General features: G+C 55.4%; 13 protein-coding genes. 3 read left to right on the top strand and 10 right to left on the bottom strand.

Translation table 11 applies throughout. The features are described from left to right. Positions 1-47: 47 nt before the first annotated feature. From nhaR to dnaK, 4 genes are all read right to left on the bottom strand, one after another. Entirely contained in the window at positions 48-947 is a 900-nt protein-coding gene (gene nhaR / locus ACOTZP_RS05705) for a transcriptional activator NhaR (protein WP_003856462.1), read from the bottom strand. Between the two features lie 58 nt (positions 948-1,005). Then, the gene (gene nhaA / locus ACOTZP_RS05710) at positions 1,006-2,181 is read right to left on the bottom strand and encodes a Na+/H+ antiporter NhaA (protein ID WP_038415304.1); all 1,176 of its coding nucleotides are present in this window, start codon (positions 2,179-2,181) and stop codon (positions 1,006-1,008) included. 173 nt (positions 2,182-2,354) lie between these two features. Beyond that, a complete protein-coding gene (gene dnaJ, locus ACOTZP_RS05715) occupies positions 2,355-3,500 on the bottom strand; it encodes a molecular chaperone DnaJ (protein ID WP_008502040.1) in 1,146 nt (381 codons plus the stop codon). A gap of 87 nt (positions 3,501-3,587) precedes the next feature. After that, positions 3,588-5,501 (bottom strand): molecular chaperone DnaK, encoded by a 1,914-nt coding sequence (dnaK, locus tag ACOTZP_RS05720; RefSeq protein WP_006810169.1) that lies wholly within the window; start codon positions 5,499-5,501, stop codon positions 3,588-3,590. A 295-nt stretch (positions 5,502-5,796) separates the two neighbouring features. Between dnaK and satP the strand changes: the two genes are divergently transcribed. Next, complete coding sequence (satP, locus tag ACOTZP_RS05725) at positions 5,797-6,363, top strand: acetate uptake transporter (protein ID WP_271075379.1); 567 nt, start codon at positions 5,797-5,799, stop codon at positions 6,361-6,363. Here the strand turns inward: satP and ACOTZP_RS05730 are convergent. The 3 genes from ACOTZP_RS05730 to tal all read right to left on the bottom strand — a co-directional run bounded on the left by ACOTZP_RS05730 (position 6,340) and on the right by tal (position 9,436). Next, positions 6,340-7,662 carry an MFS transporter gene (locus tag ACOTZP_RS05730; protein WP_023305417.1) on the bottom strand — a complete coding sequence of 441 codons (1,323 nt, stop codon included), beginning with the start codon at positions 7,660-7,662 and terminating at the stop codon, positions 6,340-6,342. The two genes, satP and ACOTZP_RS05730, sit on opposite strands and share 24 nt — an antisense overlap. Positions 7,663-7,784: 122 nt before the next feature. Then, entirely contained in the window at positions 7,785-8,372 is a 588-nt protein-coding gene (gene mog / locus ACOTZP_RS05735) for a molybdopterin adenylyltransferase (protein ID WP_271075380.1), read from the bottom strand. A gap of 110 nt (positions 8,373-8,482) precedes the next feature. Beyond that, positions 8,483-9,436 (bottom strand): transaldolase, encoded by a 954-nt coding sequence (tal, locus tag ACOTZP_RS05740; RefSeq protein WP_003856481.1) that lies wholly within the window; start codon positions 9,434-9,436, stop codon positions 8,483-8,485. A gap of 262 nt (positions 9,437-9,698) precedes the next feature. Here tal and ACOTZP_RS05745 point away from each other — a divergent pair, with 262 nt between their 5' ends. Next, a complete protein-coding gene (locus ACOTZP_RS05745; protein WP_271075381.1) occupies positions 9,699-11,132 on the top strand; it encodes an alanine/glycine:cation symporter family protein in 1,434 nt (477 codons plus the stop codon). A 66-nt stretch (positions 11,133-11,198) separates the two neighbouring features. Further along, the gene (gene yaaA / locus ACOTZP_RS05750) at positions 11,199-11,972 is read left to right on the top strand and encodes a peroxide stress protein YaaA (RefSeq protein ID WP_199159475.1); all 774 of its coding nucleotides are present in this window, start codon (positions 11,199-11,201) and stop codon (positions 11,970-11,972) included. A gap of 31 nt (positions 11,973-12,003) precedes the next feature. Here the strand turns inward: yaaA and ACOTZP_RS05755 are convergent, their stop codons facing one another. The 3 genes from ACOTZP_RS05755 to thrB all read right to left on the bottom strand — a co-directional run bounded on the left by ACOTZP_RS05755 (position 12,004) and on the right by thrB (position 14,759). Further along, complete coding sequence (locus ACOTZP_RS05755; RefSeq protein ID WP_022646999.1) at positions 12,004-12,291, bottom strand: DUF2502 domain-containing protein; 288 nt, start codon at positions 12,289-12,291, stop codon at positions 12,004-12,006. A gap of 248 nt (positions 12,292-12,539) precedes the next feature. Beyond that, positions 12,540-13,826 carry a threonine synthase gene (thrC, locus tag ACOTZP_RS05760; RefSeq protein ID WP_421633673.1) on the bottom strand — a complete coding sequence of 429 codons (1,287 nt, stop codon included), beginning with the start codon at positions 13,824-13,826 and terminating at the stop codon, positions 12,540-12,542. A gap of 3 nt (positions 13,827-13,829) precedes the next feature. Beyond that, a complete protein-coding gene (gene thrB, locus ACOTZP_RS05765) occupies positions 13,830-14,759 on the bottom strand; it encodes a homoserine kinase (RefSeq protein ID WP_023299286.1) in 930 nt (309 codons plus the stop codon).

The following is a 14,759-nucleotide window of genomic DNA, read 5'->3' on the forward strand; positions in this document are numbered from 1 at the left end:
TGTTGCTTGTTTGAAAGAACCCGCTTAACGCGGGTTTTTTTATGTCTTCAGATTGCCGGCGGCGTAAACAGCGCCGAGTAGTCGCGGTTGCAGATTCGCTGCACCGCCGGGTGCTGAATCATCCTTTCGGCGAATATGGCGTGATACTCTTCCATCACGTTATCCACCCTGCCAATCTCGGTAATCTTGTCGTCTGAATAGAGATCGTGCGCGTACAGCGTCGGGGCAACGAAGATAGCGTTGTGCGCCTCGCCAAAAGCCTTCATCAAAGCCGCATCGTCGAACTCACCGAGGATCTCCACGTTCAGCCCCTGCGAGTTAAACCAGTTCAGCAGCTTACGTCCGAGCATAGACCGCCTACCCGGCACCAGCAGGCGGCGCTCTTCCAGGCAAGCAGGAAACGGTTTTTCCGGCGGCGGATTAATGCACCAGAAACTGACGCCGCATTCGCCAATTTTCACCGAGAACAAGCCTTCCTGCTGCGTGGAGTCGATTGGGCAGTCCGAGATAATCATATCCAGCTTATGCTGGCTCAGCTGTTCCAGCAGCATCTCGTGAGTGGACTCAAAGCAGCGTAAATGAATCTGTTCATCTTCCACCACCGCCGCATCCAGCACACCGCTTACCAGCCGTTTGGACAACGCATCCGCCACGCCCACGTCAAAGAGCAGGTTCGACTCTTTGCGATAGTTAACGATATCCAGCATCTCCTGGCTCAGGGTGAACATCTTGTCCGCATAGCGGAACACCAGTTCGCCCAGCTCGCTCGGCTCAATGCCACGTCCTTTCCGCTTAAAAAGCTTGCCCTGTAAGCGCTCTTCCAGGGCTTTGATTTGCCCGGTAATAGTTTGTGGTGTCAGGTAGAGCGCCTCTGCCGCTCCCACGACCGAGCCCTGCTTGTAGACATGCCAGAAGTAATAGAGATGGTTATAGTTCAAATGAGACATCACGTTTTCACTCCCTGATAGTTTATCGGGAGAAGGCTTCCCTTCTCCCGGTTTCCTGTTATGCCTGGACAGCCTGTCCGGACAACTTCACCTTCAACAAGGTATAACCAATAACCGCGGCCAGTAACGACCCGATAAGAATGCCGAGTTTCGCCCAGACGATAAGCTCAGGCGCGCTGGCACCAAACGCCAGCGTCGAGATAAAGATCGACATGGTGAATCCAATACCGCACAGCACGCCGATGGCCATAATCTGACTAAAGGTGGTTCCGTTTGGCAATGACGCCAGCTTCAGCTTCAGCGCCAGCCAGCAGAACAGGCTGATACCCAGCGGCTTACCGATAAACAAACCAGCGATGATACCCAGCGGCAGCACAGAGGTGAGTCCGTCCAGGGTAACACCGGCCAGGGAAACACCCGCGTTGGCAAATGCAAACAGCGGCAGGATCATAAAGCCCACCCACGGATGAAGCACATGCTCCAGCTGTCTGGCAGGCGATTTGCCGTCCTGCTCCTTCAGCGGAATAAAGAAGCCAACGATGACGCCCGCCAGCGTGGCATGCACGCCAGACTTCAGCACCGCCGTCCACAGCACCATCCCCACCAGAATATAAATACCCGTGCGTCGGACGTTGAAGACGTTCAGCAACGCCAGCACCGCAATAGCCACGGCCGCCACGCTCAGCGACAGAACCGACAGATCGCTGGTGTAGAACAGCGCGATAATCACGATAGCGCCCAGGTCATCGATAATCGCCAGCGCCATCAGGAAAATTTTCAGTGCTACCGGGACGCGGCTACCGAGCAAGGCTAAGACCCCGAGCGCAAACGCGATATCCGTTGCGGCCGGGATCGCCCAGCCGTCACGCGCAACCGGATCCTGCCACGCAAACGCGAGAAAGAGCAAAGCGGGAACGATCATCCCGCCAATCGCCGCGATCACCGGAAACGCCGCGCGCTGACGGCTGGCAAGAGAACCGATCACCAGCTCACGTTTGACCTCCAGGCCTACCAGCAGGAAGAACACCGCCATCAGCGCATCGTTGATCCACAGCAGCATGTTCTTGTTAATTTCCAGCGCCCCGACCTTCAGCTCGACGGGGGTTTCCAGAAATGCGTGATAGAGATCGCGCGTCATGCCCATATTGGCGAGCAGCATGGCGGCTGCAGCAGCAATAATCAGGATGACGCCGCCGGATGCCTCACTGCTAAAGAAACGGTGTAGTAATTTCACGTTTAAACTCTCTTTTACAACAATACCTCGGTAAAACCATAATATCAGCGCAAACAGATCGGTAAAAACAGATTAATATTGGTTATAGATTCAGTTTAACCGAGGAATAACGCTATAAAGCAAAAAGCCCGGAATCGCTTCCGGGCTTTAAAGGATAGTAACCAGCTGGCAGGTTAGCGGGTTAAATCGTCGAAGAATTTTTTGACGCCATCGAAGAAGCTTTTGGAGCGCGGGCTATTTTTCTCACCCGTCGGGCCACCAAAACTCTCCTGAAGCTCTTTCAGCAGCTGTTTCTGCTTGTCGTTCAGGCCGACCGGCGTTTCAACGACCACGCGGCATAACAGGTCACCCTGCGCGCCACCGCGAACGGATTTAACGCCTTTGCCGCGCATGCGGAACAGCTTCCCGGTCTGGGTTTCGCCAGGGATTTTCAGGTTAACGCGACCGTCCAGCGTCGGCACTTCGATTTCGCCGCCCAGCGCCGCCATCGCAAAGTTGATTGGCACTTCACAATACAGGTTGTTACCTTCACGCTCGAAGATGGCGTGCTGTTTAACCTGAACCTGAACGTACAGATCCCCTGCCGGTGCGCCGTGCTCGCCCGCTTCCCCCTCACCTGCCAGACGGATGCGGTCGCCCGTATCCACGCCTGCCGGGATCTTAACGGACAGCGTTTTGGTTTTCTCCACGCGACCGTGACCGTGGCATTTGGTGCACGGATCTTTAATCAGCGTACCGCGACCATGACAATGCGGACAGGCCTGCTGCACCGCGAAGAAGCCCTGGCGCATCTGCACCTGACCGGAACCGTGACAGGTTGGACAGGTCTGTGGCTGAGTCCCCGCTTTCGCGCCGCTGCCGTGGCAAACGTCACACTCTTCCAGCGTCGGGATACGGATCTCTTTGGTTACGCCACGAACCGCTTCTTCCAGCGTCAGGTCCATGTTATAGCGCAGATCTGCGCCGCGCGCCGCGCGCTGACGACCACGACCGCCGCCGAAGATATCGCCAAATACATCGCCAAAGATGTCGCTGAAATCAGCGCCGCCGCCGAAGCCGCCGCCACCAAATCCACCGCCGCCCATGCCGCCCTGTTCAAAGGCCGCGTGACCATACTGGTCATAAGCCGCACGTTTTTGTGCATCGGTCAGGACTTCGTAGGCTTCTTTAATCTCTTTAAATTTGGCTTCAGCCTCTTTGTCACCCTGGTTACGGTCAGGGTGGAATTTCATGGCCAGGCGCTTATATGCCTTTTTGATTTCACGCTCTTCCGCAGTTTTCGGAACGCCTAAAATCTCGTAATAGTCTTGCTTTGCCATTGGTTTTTTTAAGCCCCTTAACATGCGAGCACGGGCGTGGAGAATACTCCTACGCCCGTGCCGATTAATTACCCTGCATCAGGGCGATTATTTTTTATCTTTCACTTCTTCGAACTCAGCGTCGACAACATCGTCGTCTTTCGCGTTGTTCTGGGAAGCATCAGCGCCCGCCTGCTGCTGTGCGTGCTGCTGCTGAGCGATTTCCATCAGCTTCTGAGAAACCTGTGCCAGCTCCTGCATCTTCGCTTCAATGTCCGCTTTGTCTTCGCCTTTCAGAGACGTTTCCAGCGCGCTCAGTGCAGTTTCGATCGCAGTTTTGTCTTCCGCTGGCAGTTTATCGCCCGCTTCTTCAACCTGCTTACGGGTGCTGTGCAGCAGATGGTCACCCTGGTTACGGGTCTGAACCAGCTCTTCGAACTTACGGTCGGATTCCGCGTTAGCTTCGGCATCACGAACCATTTTTTCGATTTCCGCTTCGTTCAGGCCAGAAGATGCCTTGATGGTGATCTTCTGCTCTTTACCGCTGTTTTTGTCTTTCGCAGACACGTGCAGGATACCGTCAGCATCGATGTCGAAGGTGACTTCGATCTGTGGCATGCCGCGTGGTGCCGGGTTAATACCGTCCAGGTTGAACTGACCCAGAGATTTGTTATCCGCCGCACGCTTACGCTCACCCTGAATCACATGGATGGTTACCGCAGACTGGTTGTCTTCAGCGGTGGAGAACACCTGGCTGTGTTTCGTCGGGATAGTAGTGTTTTTGTTGATGAGCGGAGTCATCACGCCACCCATGGTTTCGATACCCAGTGACAGCGGAGTAACGTCCAGTAGCAGTACGTCTTTCACTTCACCCGTCAGAACACCACCCTGAACCGCAGCACCGATAGCAACCGCTTCGTCCGGGTTCACGTCTTTACGTGGCTCTTTACCAAAGAATTCAGCCACTTTCTTCTGAACCATTGGCATACGAGTCTGACCACCTACCAGGATAACGTCCTGAATATCAGACACGGACAGGCCAGCGTCCTGCAATGCAACTTTCAGTGGCTCGATAGAACGGTTCACCAGGTCTTCTACCAGGCTTTCCAGTTTCGCACGGGTCACTTTGATGTTCATGTGTTTTGGACCGGTCGCGTCTGCGGTGATGTACGGCAGGTTCACGTCGGTCTGCTGAGCGGAAGACAGTTCGATCTTCGCTTTCTCAGCGGCTTCTTTCAGGCGCTGCATGGCCAGCGGGTCGTTACGCAGGTCAATGCCCTGATCTTTCTTAAACTCGTCAACGAGGTAGTTGATCAGACGGGTATCGAAGTCTTCACCACCCAGGTGGGTATCACCATTGGTTGCCAGAACTTCGAAGGTTTTTTCGCCGTCAACGTCGTCGATTTCGATAATAGAGATATCGAAGGTACCACCACCCAGGTCGTAAACCGCGATAGTACGGTTGCCAACTTCTTTATCCAGACCGTAAGCCAGCGCAGCTGCGGTTGGTTCGTTGATGATACGTTTTACTTCCAGACCTGCGATACGGCCAGCATCTTTGGTTGCCTGACGCTGAGCATCGTTGAAGTAAGCAGGTACGGTGATAACAGCTTCAGTTACCGGTTCACCCAGGTAATCTTCTGCGGTTTTCTTCATTTTCTTCAGCACTTCAGCAGAGATCTGCGGAGGTGCAGTTTTGGTGCCTTTCACATCAAGCCATGCATCGCCGTTATCGGCTGCGATGATTTTGTAAGGCATGATGGAAACGTCACGCTGAACTTCTTCGTCCTGGAAGCGGCGGCCAATCAGGCGTTTGATCGCAAACAGGGTGTTTTGCGGGTTTGTCACTGCCTGACGTTTAGCCGGCTGACCAACCAGAGTTTCACCATCCTGGGTATAAGCAATGATAGAAGGCGTGGTGCGATCGCCCTCGGCGTTCTCCAGCACACGTGCAGTAGTGCCATCCATAATCGCTACACAAGAGTTGGTAGTACCCAGGTCGATACCAATAATTTTACCCATCTAAACGTCTCCACTAAAAATTCAGTCAACATGTGGTTGTGTACCTGTAATAAGGGCAGAACGTGCTTTTTCAACTGCCCAGATTTGATTTTTTCAGGTCCACACACTGCGGTTGCTTACAAGATGGGGTCACAACGGCATCCATCAAGGGGGAAGGATAAAAAATTTTTTAATTTCACCCCGATGAGATCATAGACGGCGCCGATGCCGCCCATTATGATGCCGCGCCCCGTCAGGGAGAACTGGCGCGGGTTTAACCATTTCACCATATTAATGATGATTTTTTTGAGGACTTATGGGCAACACTAAGTTGGCTAATCCGGCTCCGCTGGGCCTGATGGGTTTTGGCATGACCACCATTCTGCTGAACCTGCACAACATCGGGATGTTCCCGATGGACGGCGTAATCCTGGCGATGGGCATTTTTTACGGCGGTATCGCGCAAATTTTCGCGGGCCTGCTGGAATATAAGAAAGGCAATACCTTCGGCTTAACCGCCTTTACCTCTTACGGTTCGTTCTGGCTGACGCTGGTCGCCATTCTGCTGATGCCTAAAATGGGCCTGGCAGATGCTTCAAACGCCCATTTCCTGGGCGTGTACCTGGGACTGTGGGGCGTGTTCACCCTGTTCATGTTCTTCGGCACCCTGAAGGCGAACCGCGCGCTGCAATTCGTCTTCCTGAGCCTGACCGTGCTGTTCGCTCTGCTTGCCGCGGGTCACCTGGCGGATAACGAAGGCATCGTTCACGTTGCCGGCTGGGTCGGTCTGGTGTGCGGCGCAAGCGCTATCTACCTGGCAATGGGTGAAGTGCTGAATGAGCAGTTCGGCCGCACCGTATTACCGATTGGTGAAAAAAACTGATCCCTCTGTCGTGCCCGCGTCGCGGGCACGACATCCCTCTGACTGGCGAAGCCACATCCCCAATACCAGCCCCATCAGCGATAACGCCAGCACGTACCATGCAGGTGCAAGGGGTGACAGCCCCATCAACACCGTGACCACAATCGGGGTCAGCCCACCGAAAATGGCATACGAGACGTTATAAGAGAATGAGATGCCGGTGAAGCGTACCTCCGGCGGGAAGGCGCGGACCATTACGTACGGTACGGCGCCAACGACGCCCACGCACAGCCCGACGATGCCGTACAGCAGGAACAACTGTTCAGGATGGCTGCCCGCAAGATGGTAGAATGCCCAGCTCGACGCGGCCAGCAGCAGGCTGCCGACAATAAAGGTCACGCTGGCACCGAAACGATCCGCCGCCAGTCCCGCGGCCAGACAGCCAAAGCAGAGCATAATTGTCGCGATACTGTTCGCCTGTAACGTCACAGCAGGCGCAAAACCGTACTGTTTTTGCAGCCAGACCGGCGACATCAAAATGACCACCACGATACCCGCAGACAGCAGCCAGGTCAGAAGCATCGACACGACTACCGCTTTTTTATGCCGCACTACTACGGTTTTTACCGGCAATTCTTGCGCCAGCGCCTTCCGCTGCTGCATTTCCAGAAATACTGGCGTCTCCTGCAACCAGCGTCGCAGGTACATTGCCACTAGCCCAAACGCCCCGCCCAGCAGGAACGGGATACGCCAGCCCCAGTCGTGAACGGCCTGTTGCGTCATGCTGGTATTGATGATGGTTGCAACCACGGAGCCAAGCAGGATCCCAATCGTCAGTCCTGCGGTCAGCGTTCCGCACGCAATGCCGATGCGGCGCACCGGGACGTGCTCAGCGACAAACACCCACGCGCCCGGCACTTCCCCGCCGATGGCCGCGCCCTGGAGAATACGCATCAGCAGCAGCAATAACGGGGCGATAATGCCCATCGACTCATAGGTAGGCAAAAGGCCAATCGCCAGCGTCGGCACGGCCATCAGCAGGATGCTGAGGGTAAACATCTTCTTGCGCCCAACCAGATCGCCAAAGTGCGCCATAACAATGCCGCCCAGCGGACGCGCCAGATACCCGGCAGCGAAAATGCCGAAGGTTTGCACCTGACGCAGCCATTCAGGAATATCCGCCGGGAAAAACAGCGCCCCCACGACGGCGGCGAAGAAGACAAAGATGATGAAGTCGTAAAACTCCAGCGCGCCGCCCAGAGCAGCGAGCGTGAGGGTTTTGTAGTCCTGTCGATTCAGAGGTCGGGTGTTATGTGACATAGCGAACCATTGTGCATGTGTTGTGGATTATTTTTTACAGCAATCGTAAAGAAAAAATTACTATATCGTAAATCCATTTACACGCTACTGCGGCTGGCGCTAATGTCACATTTAAAGCATTTTCAGGAGATTGTTTCGCGGCGAGCGCTTTTAGGGCGAAATGCTGCTACCACGTTGCCGTCAGTTTCCACGTACGGACCGTCAAGCAGTTGTATACAATACGGTACACTTGCAAAGATACCGTGGACGATAACGCTCCCGTCTTCGGATTTTACTCCTTCCAGCGTTTCTTTTATCGACTTCGGCTGCCCCGGCAGGTTCAGGATCAGCGCCTGTTTGCGGATCACCCCGACCTGACGGGAAAGAATGGCCGTCGGGACAAAGTGTAGACTGATCTGGCGCATCTGTTCACCGAAGCCCGGCATTTCACGATCGGCGATAGCCAGCGTCGCGTCCGGCGTTACATCGCGGCGCGCGGGGCCGGTTCCGCCCGTCGTCAGCACAAGGTGGCAGCTCATCTCATCCACCAGCTCACACAGGGTCTGCTCGATGATCGGCTGCTCGTCCGGGATCAGGCGAGTCTGGATCTCAAACGGGGTAGTGAGCGCGCTGCCCAGCCACGCTTCCAGAGCAGGGATGCCTTTATCCTGATAAACACCGCTGGAGGCGCGGTCAGAAATCGACACTAAGCCGATGCGTAAGGTAGTCATATCCATTCCATTCAAAAAGTACTGATTAAAGGGAATGATACACGCAGAGAGAAAATTCAGACAGAGGCGGGGGAAAGAGGCGTGACCGGGAACCCGGTCACGCAGAATGATTACAGCAGGTCGCCGATCATTTTTTCCAGTTTTTCCTGGTCGATAGCAAACTTACGGATACCGTCCGCCAGTTTATCTACGGCCATTGGATCCTGGTTGTGCTGCCACAGGAACTCGGACTCGGTGATGCGCTCTGGGCGCGCTTTCACTTCGCCGGTGTAGGACAGTTTACGCTCGATAGCACCTTCGCTTTCTGCCAGCTCTTTAAGCAGCGCAGGGGCGATGGTCAGGCGGTCACAGCCAGCCAGCTCAATGATTTCACCGACGTTACGGAAGCTTGCGCCCATAACAACGGTCTCATAGCCGTGCTGTTTGTAGTATTCATAGATTTCCGTCACGGAAATCACGCCTGGATCTTCAGACGCCGCATACTCTTTCTTGTCGGTGTTGGCTTTGTACCAGTCCAGAATACGGCCCACAAACGGAGAAATCAGGTATACGCCAGCTTCGGCACATGCACGCGCCTGTGCGAAGGAGAACAGCAGAGTCAGGTTACAGTTGATCCCTTCTTTTTCCAGCTGTTCAGCGGCGCGAATGCCCTGCCAGGTAGAGGCCAGTTTGATCAGGATACGGTCGTTGCTGATGCCCGCATCGTTGTACAGTTTGATCAGGCGTTTTGCTTTGGCAATAGACGCTTCGGTGTCGTAGGACAGGCGAGCATCAACTTCAGTAGAGATACGGCCAGGAACGAGCTTCAGGATTTCCAGACCGATGTTTACTGCCAGTTTGTCAGTCGCATCCACAACCTGCTGCGCGCGGTCATTGCTCTGTGCTTTTGCCCAGGTCACCGCCTCGTCGATCAGTTTGCGATACTCAGGGATCTGCGCGGCGTTAAGGATCAGAGAAGGGTTGGTTGTAGCATCCTGCGGCTGGTACAGCTTCATTGCCGCAATATCTCCGGTGTCAGCGACGACAGTGGTGAACTGACGAAGGGAGGTCAATTTATCCGTCATGATAGTGTTTCTCTTTTAACGTTCCCTGGATAATTCACACTACCGACAGCCTGCCAGCAGCGGAAAAATGACAGGTTTACTTGTTAGGGGGATGTAACCGGTCTGCCCTGATGATAACACGAGTGAGAGGCAGCGCAACCGCAGACAGTGCGCTTAGGCAGAGTATGATAAACTCAGAATATTAACAGGCTGCTAAGTAACAGCATGCACAATCAGTGGTAGCGCTTACATATTCACGTTGGCATCAACAAGAGGGACGTTAGTGCCTGATTTCTTTTTCTTTATTAACGAAGTTCTCTGGGGTTCAATCATGATATACCTGCTTTCAGGAGCAGGTATCTGGTTTACGTGGCGCAGCGGACTGATTCAGTTTCGCTATATTCGCAAATTTGGCAGAAGTCTGAAAAACAGCGTCACACCACAGCCGGGCGGCCTGACCTCATTTCAGGCGCTCTGTACCAGCCTGGCCGCGCGCGTCGGCAGCGGTAACCTGGCCGGTGTCGCGCTGGCAATCGGCGCGGGCGGTCCGGGCGCGGTATTCTGGATGTGGGTGACGGCGATTATCGGTATGGCCACCTCCTTTGCTGAATGCTCGCTTGCGCAGCTCTACAAAGAAAAAGACGGCAACGGTCAATTTCGCGGCGGCCCCGCCTGGTATATGGCTCGCGGACTGGGAATGCGCTGGATGGGCGTCCTGTTCTCAATCTTTTTACTGATGGCCTATGGTCTTATTTTCAATACCGTTCAGGCTAATTCCGTCGCCCACGCGCTGCGCTTTGCCTTCAATTGTCCGGAGTGGCTGACGGGCAGCGCGCTTGCCCTTCTCACCCTGCTGACCATTGTGACCGGACTGAGAGGGGTTGCCCGCCTGATGCAGTGGCTGGTTCCGCTGATGGCGCTGCTGTGGGTGTCAACCAGCCTGATGGTATGCGCGATACATATCGACGAGGTGCCGAACGTCATCGTCACCATTTTCCAAAGCGCGTTCGGCTGGCGCGAAGCGGCTTCCGGCGCGCTGGGTTACACCCTTAGCCAGGCGCTCACTGCGGGTTTTCAGCGAGGCATGTTCTCCAACGAAGCGGGAATGGGCTCCACGCCGAATGCCGCCGCAGCGGCCGCATCCTGGCCCCCGCATCCCGCCGCGCAGGGCATTGTACAGATGATTGGCGTCTTCACAGACACCATTGTTATCTGCTCCGCCAGTGCGATGATAATGTTGCTGTCCGGCGCCGTTGAACATCCATCCGGCAGTACGGCAGGCATTAATTGGGTACAACAGGCGCTGGTCTCCCTCGTCGGCGGTTGGGGCGCAGGCCTTGTCGCCCTTGTCGTGGGGCTTTTTGCCTTCAGTTCTATTGTGGTTAACTATATCTATGCCGAGAACAACCTTATTTTCCTGAAAGTTGACTCGCGTCTGGCCCGCAACATCCTTCGCGCGGGTGTGCTGGCGATGGTATTTGTCGGTTGCCTGCTCAGCATGCCGATGATCTGGCAACTGGCGGATGTCATTATGGCGCTGATGGCCATCACCAATTTGACGGCAATTTTGCTTCTTTCACCGGTTGTGGCGCTGATCGCGCGCGATTATCTGCGTCAGCGCAAGCTCGGCGTACAGCCCGTCTTTGACGCCTCACGCTATCCCGAAATCGAATCACAAATTGCTCCTGGCACTTGGGATGATTTGCCGCGGCAATAACAGCTATCGATCAATTCAGGGCGATTTTTTGTTAAAGTCGCTCTAAATTTCCTGCAAGGACTGGATATGCTGATTCTGATTTCACCTGCCAAAACGCTCGACTACCAGAGCCCGCTCGCCACTGAGCGTTATACCCAGCCGGAATTGCTGGACTACTCGCAACAGCTGATCCACGAGGCGCGTAAGCTTTCGGCTCCGCAAATCGCTTCGCTGATGAGCATCAGTGATAAACTCGCCGACCTGAACGCCACCCGTTTTCATGAGTGGCAGCCTGACTTCACGCCCGCTAACGCCCGCCAGGCGCTGTTGGCCTTCAAAGGTGACGTCTACACTGGCCTGCAAGCAGAAACGTTTAGCGAAGCCGATTTCGATTTTGCCCAGCAGCATCTGCGCATGTTATCCGGCCTGTACGGGGTGCTGCGCCCGCTGGATCTGATGCAGCCATATCGTCTGGAGATGGGTATCCGCCTGGAAAATGCCAAAGGCAAAGATTTGTACCAGTTCTGGGGCGATGTCATTACCGATAAGCTTAACGCGGCGCTGCAAGCCCAGGGGGACAACGTGGTGATCAACCTGGCCTCCGATGAGTACTTCAAATCGGTGAAGCCGAAAAAGCTGGATGCGAACATTATCAAGCCGGTGTTCCTCGACGAGAAAAACGGCAAATTTAAAGTGATCAGCTTCTACGCCAAAAAAGCGCGCGGTCTGATGAGCCGTTTCATCATTCAAAACCGCCTGACGAAGCCAGAGCAGCTCACTGGCTTTAACAGTGAAGGGTATTTCTTCGACGAGGCATCGTCAGGAAAAAACGAGCTGGTGTTTAAGCGTCACGAGCAATAAAAGACAACCCCGCCAGCTGGCGGGGTTTGTGTTAATGGTGCTTCCGGTCCGGCCCCGGGCGATGATCGTCATGACGGTGATGATCGTGACGATCGCGATGTTCATCGTGCGGACGCCAGTGGTTATCGCGCCAGTCATAGTGCGCTTTCCACCAGTCATGGTCGCGCCAGCGGCCGCCATCCCAGTAGTGTCCGTTATTATCCCGATCGCCAATTTGCAGTTTTACCGCAGGGACGAGGGTGATCTCAGCTGCCTGCACCGCCATGGGAGCGACCAGCATCAGTGAAAGCGCGATAAGCGCAGGTTTCAGTGTAGACATAGGTGACTCCTTATTCTTCTTGCCCAACGTGGGCCGATGTAAGGAGAGTACGTGATGGGAACGGTGGATGTTATTCTCTGCAATCCTAAACCCTAAGTGACCGCATTTATTGGGAATTTCTGCTTTTTTCCTGCTGTTTTTCTCCTTATTTTCTCCATAAAAAAGCCGGGTGGCGGCTTCGCCTTACCCGGCCTACTTTCTGAAATGTTCCAGGCCCGGTAAGGCGTAGCCGCCACCGGGCAATAAACTCACGCTCGGGTCATCATCAGCTTACGCAGTGCGGCAAAGTCTGCGGGCAGCTCATGGGACAGCAACGGCAGGTCGGCGCGCTCGGCCAGCTCTTTTGGCAGCGGCAGCGTTTCACCCAGGATCGCTTCCACGCTCTCTTTGAACTTGGCCGGATGGGCGGTACCGAGGAACAGGCCATACTCACCCGGTTGAAGCTGATCGCGCAAGGCACGATAGGCAATCGCCGCGTGCGGCTCAGAGGTATAGCCCACCGCTTTCAGCTCGCGCATGATGGCTTTCGTGGTTTCGTCCGTCACCGCTGCGTAGCCCAGGTCGCCCAGACGCCAGACCTTACGGCGGAACAGCTCTTCCACACGCGGCCAGTTGTTAGGCTGTGACACATCCATCGCATTGGAGAGCGTGGCCTGCGTCGCGTTCGGCGCCCATTTTCCGTCCTTCAGGAAACGCGGCACGGTGTCGTTGGCGTTGGTAGCGGCGATAAAGCGCTTCACCGGCAGGCCGAGTGATTTCGCCAGCAGGCCCGCCGTCAGATCGCCGAAGTTCCCGCTTGGCACGGAAACTACCAGCTGATTGCGCGCGTCCTGCGGCAGCTGGGCCACCGCTTCGAAGTAGTAGCAGATCTGCGCCAGCAGACGGCTGATGTTGATGGAGTTGGCAGAGTTCAGCCCCAGCGCCGCCTTCAGCTCTTCGTCATCAAAGGCCTGCTTCACCAGCGCCTGACAGGCATCGAAATCGCCGTCGATCGCCACGGTTTCAATGTTGCCCCCAAGAGTGCAGAACAGTTTTTCCTGAAGCGGGCTGATTTTGCCTTTCGGATAGAGGATCACCACGCGGACGTTTTTCAGGCCGTAGAACGCATGAGCCACCGCCGCACCGGTATCACCTGAGGTCGCGGTCAGGATGGTCACCGGTTTGTCGCCGCTGATGTGGGTCAGCATCTGCGCCATGAAGCGACCGCCGAAATCTTTAAACGCCAGCGTCGGGCCGTGGAACAGCTCCAGACAGCCAACGTCAGGCTCCACCTGCTTCACCGGGGCCGGGAAAGCAAACGCCGCGCGCACGCGCTCTTCGAGCAGCTCCTGCGGGATTTCGTCGCCAATAAACGCAGACAGAATTTTGGTGCTGCGGGTGACAAAGTCCTGCTTAAGCAGTTCATCGATTTCAGTCAGTTGAAATTCCGGCAGGTCGTGGGGGAAGAACAGCCCCTGATTTTTGCCCAAACCCTGCGTTACCGCCTGCGCAAAGCTGACCTGCTCGTTATGATCTTTAAGGTTGTAGAGTTTCATTCGTTATCCCAGTACTCGTGCGCCAGCCGTGTCCAGACGGCAAATATGAACAAAGCCTTCCTGATTTTGCAGGTAGTGTTTAGAGAGCCAGTCCGCCACGCGCTGCGCGGTGTCTGGCTTGTCGCATAAGGCGAACAGCGTTGGGCCGGAGCCGGAGATGCCGCACGCCTGTGCGCCGATATCCATGGATGCCTGTCGCGCTTCGTTAAAGCCCGGCAGCAGCTTCGTGCGATACGGCTCGGCAATAACGTCTTTCATCAGTTTCGCCGCCAGCTGCGGCTGTCGGGTGTAGCAGGCATGAATAAAGCCCGCCAGATGACGCCCGTGGGCGATACAGTCCTGACGACGATACTGCGCCGGCAGGATCGCACGCGCTTCGGCGGTAGAAACCTTAATGCCCGGATAGGCCAGCACCCACAGCCACTCATCAAACCCTGGCACCTGCTGGCTGATGATGCCATTTTCTTCAATCATCAGCTGCATGCCGCCAAGGAAGCACGGCGCCACGTTATCATAATGAATGCTGCCGGAGATGCGCCCTTCCAGCTCGCCCATCAGCGCCAGCAGGCGGCTGTTGTTCAGCGGCTTGCCGCAGTGCTCATTCATCGCCACCAGCGCGGCGACCACCGAGCAGGCGCTGGAGCCGAGTCCCGAACCAATCGGCATGCTCTTTTCCAGCGTCATGGCGACCGGCACGTTTTTACCGATCTCCTGACAGAAGCGTTCCCAGCACTGATAAACGATATTCTCACGCGGTTCAGGCGGCAGCTTGCTGGCAAAACGGCCGACGTTATTCAGGCTGAAGCGCTCTGCCGCCTCAACCGTTACCGTATCGCCCAGCAGCGAACCATCCACCGGCGTAACCGCCGCGCCCAGCACGTCAAATCCGACGCTCATATTGGCGCTGGAAGCCGGGGCATATACTTTAACCAT

Origin of the sequence: Enterobacter cloacae complex sp. SYL001, from assembly GCF_049237025.1 — a bacterium.
Classification (GTDB): Bacteria; Pseudomonadota; Gammaproteobacteria; order Enterobacterales; family Enterobacteriaceae; genus Enterobacter; species Enterobacter intestinihominis.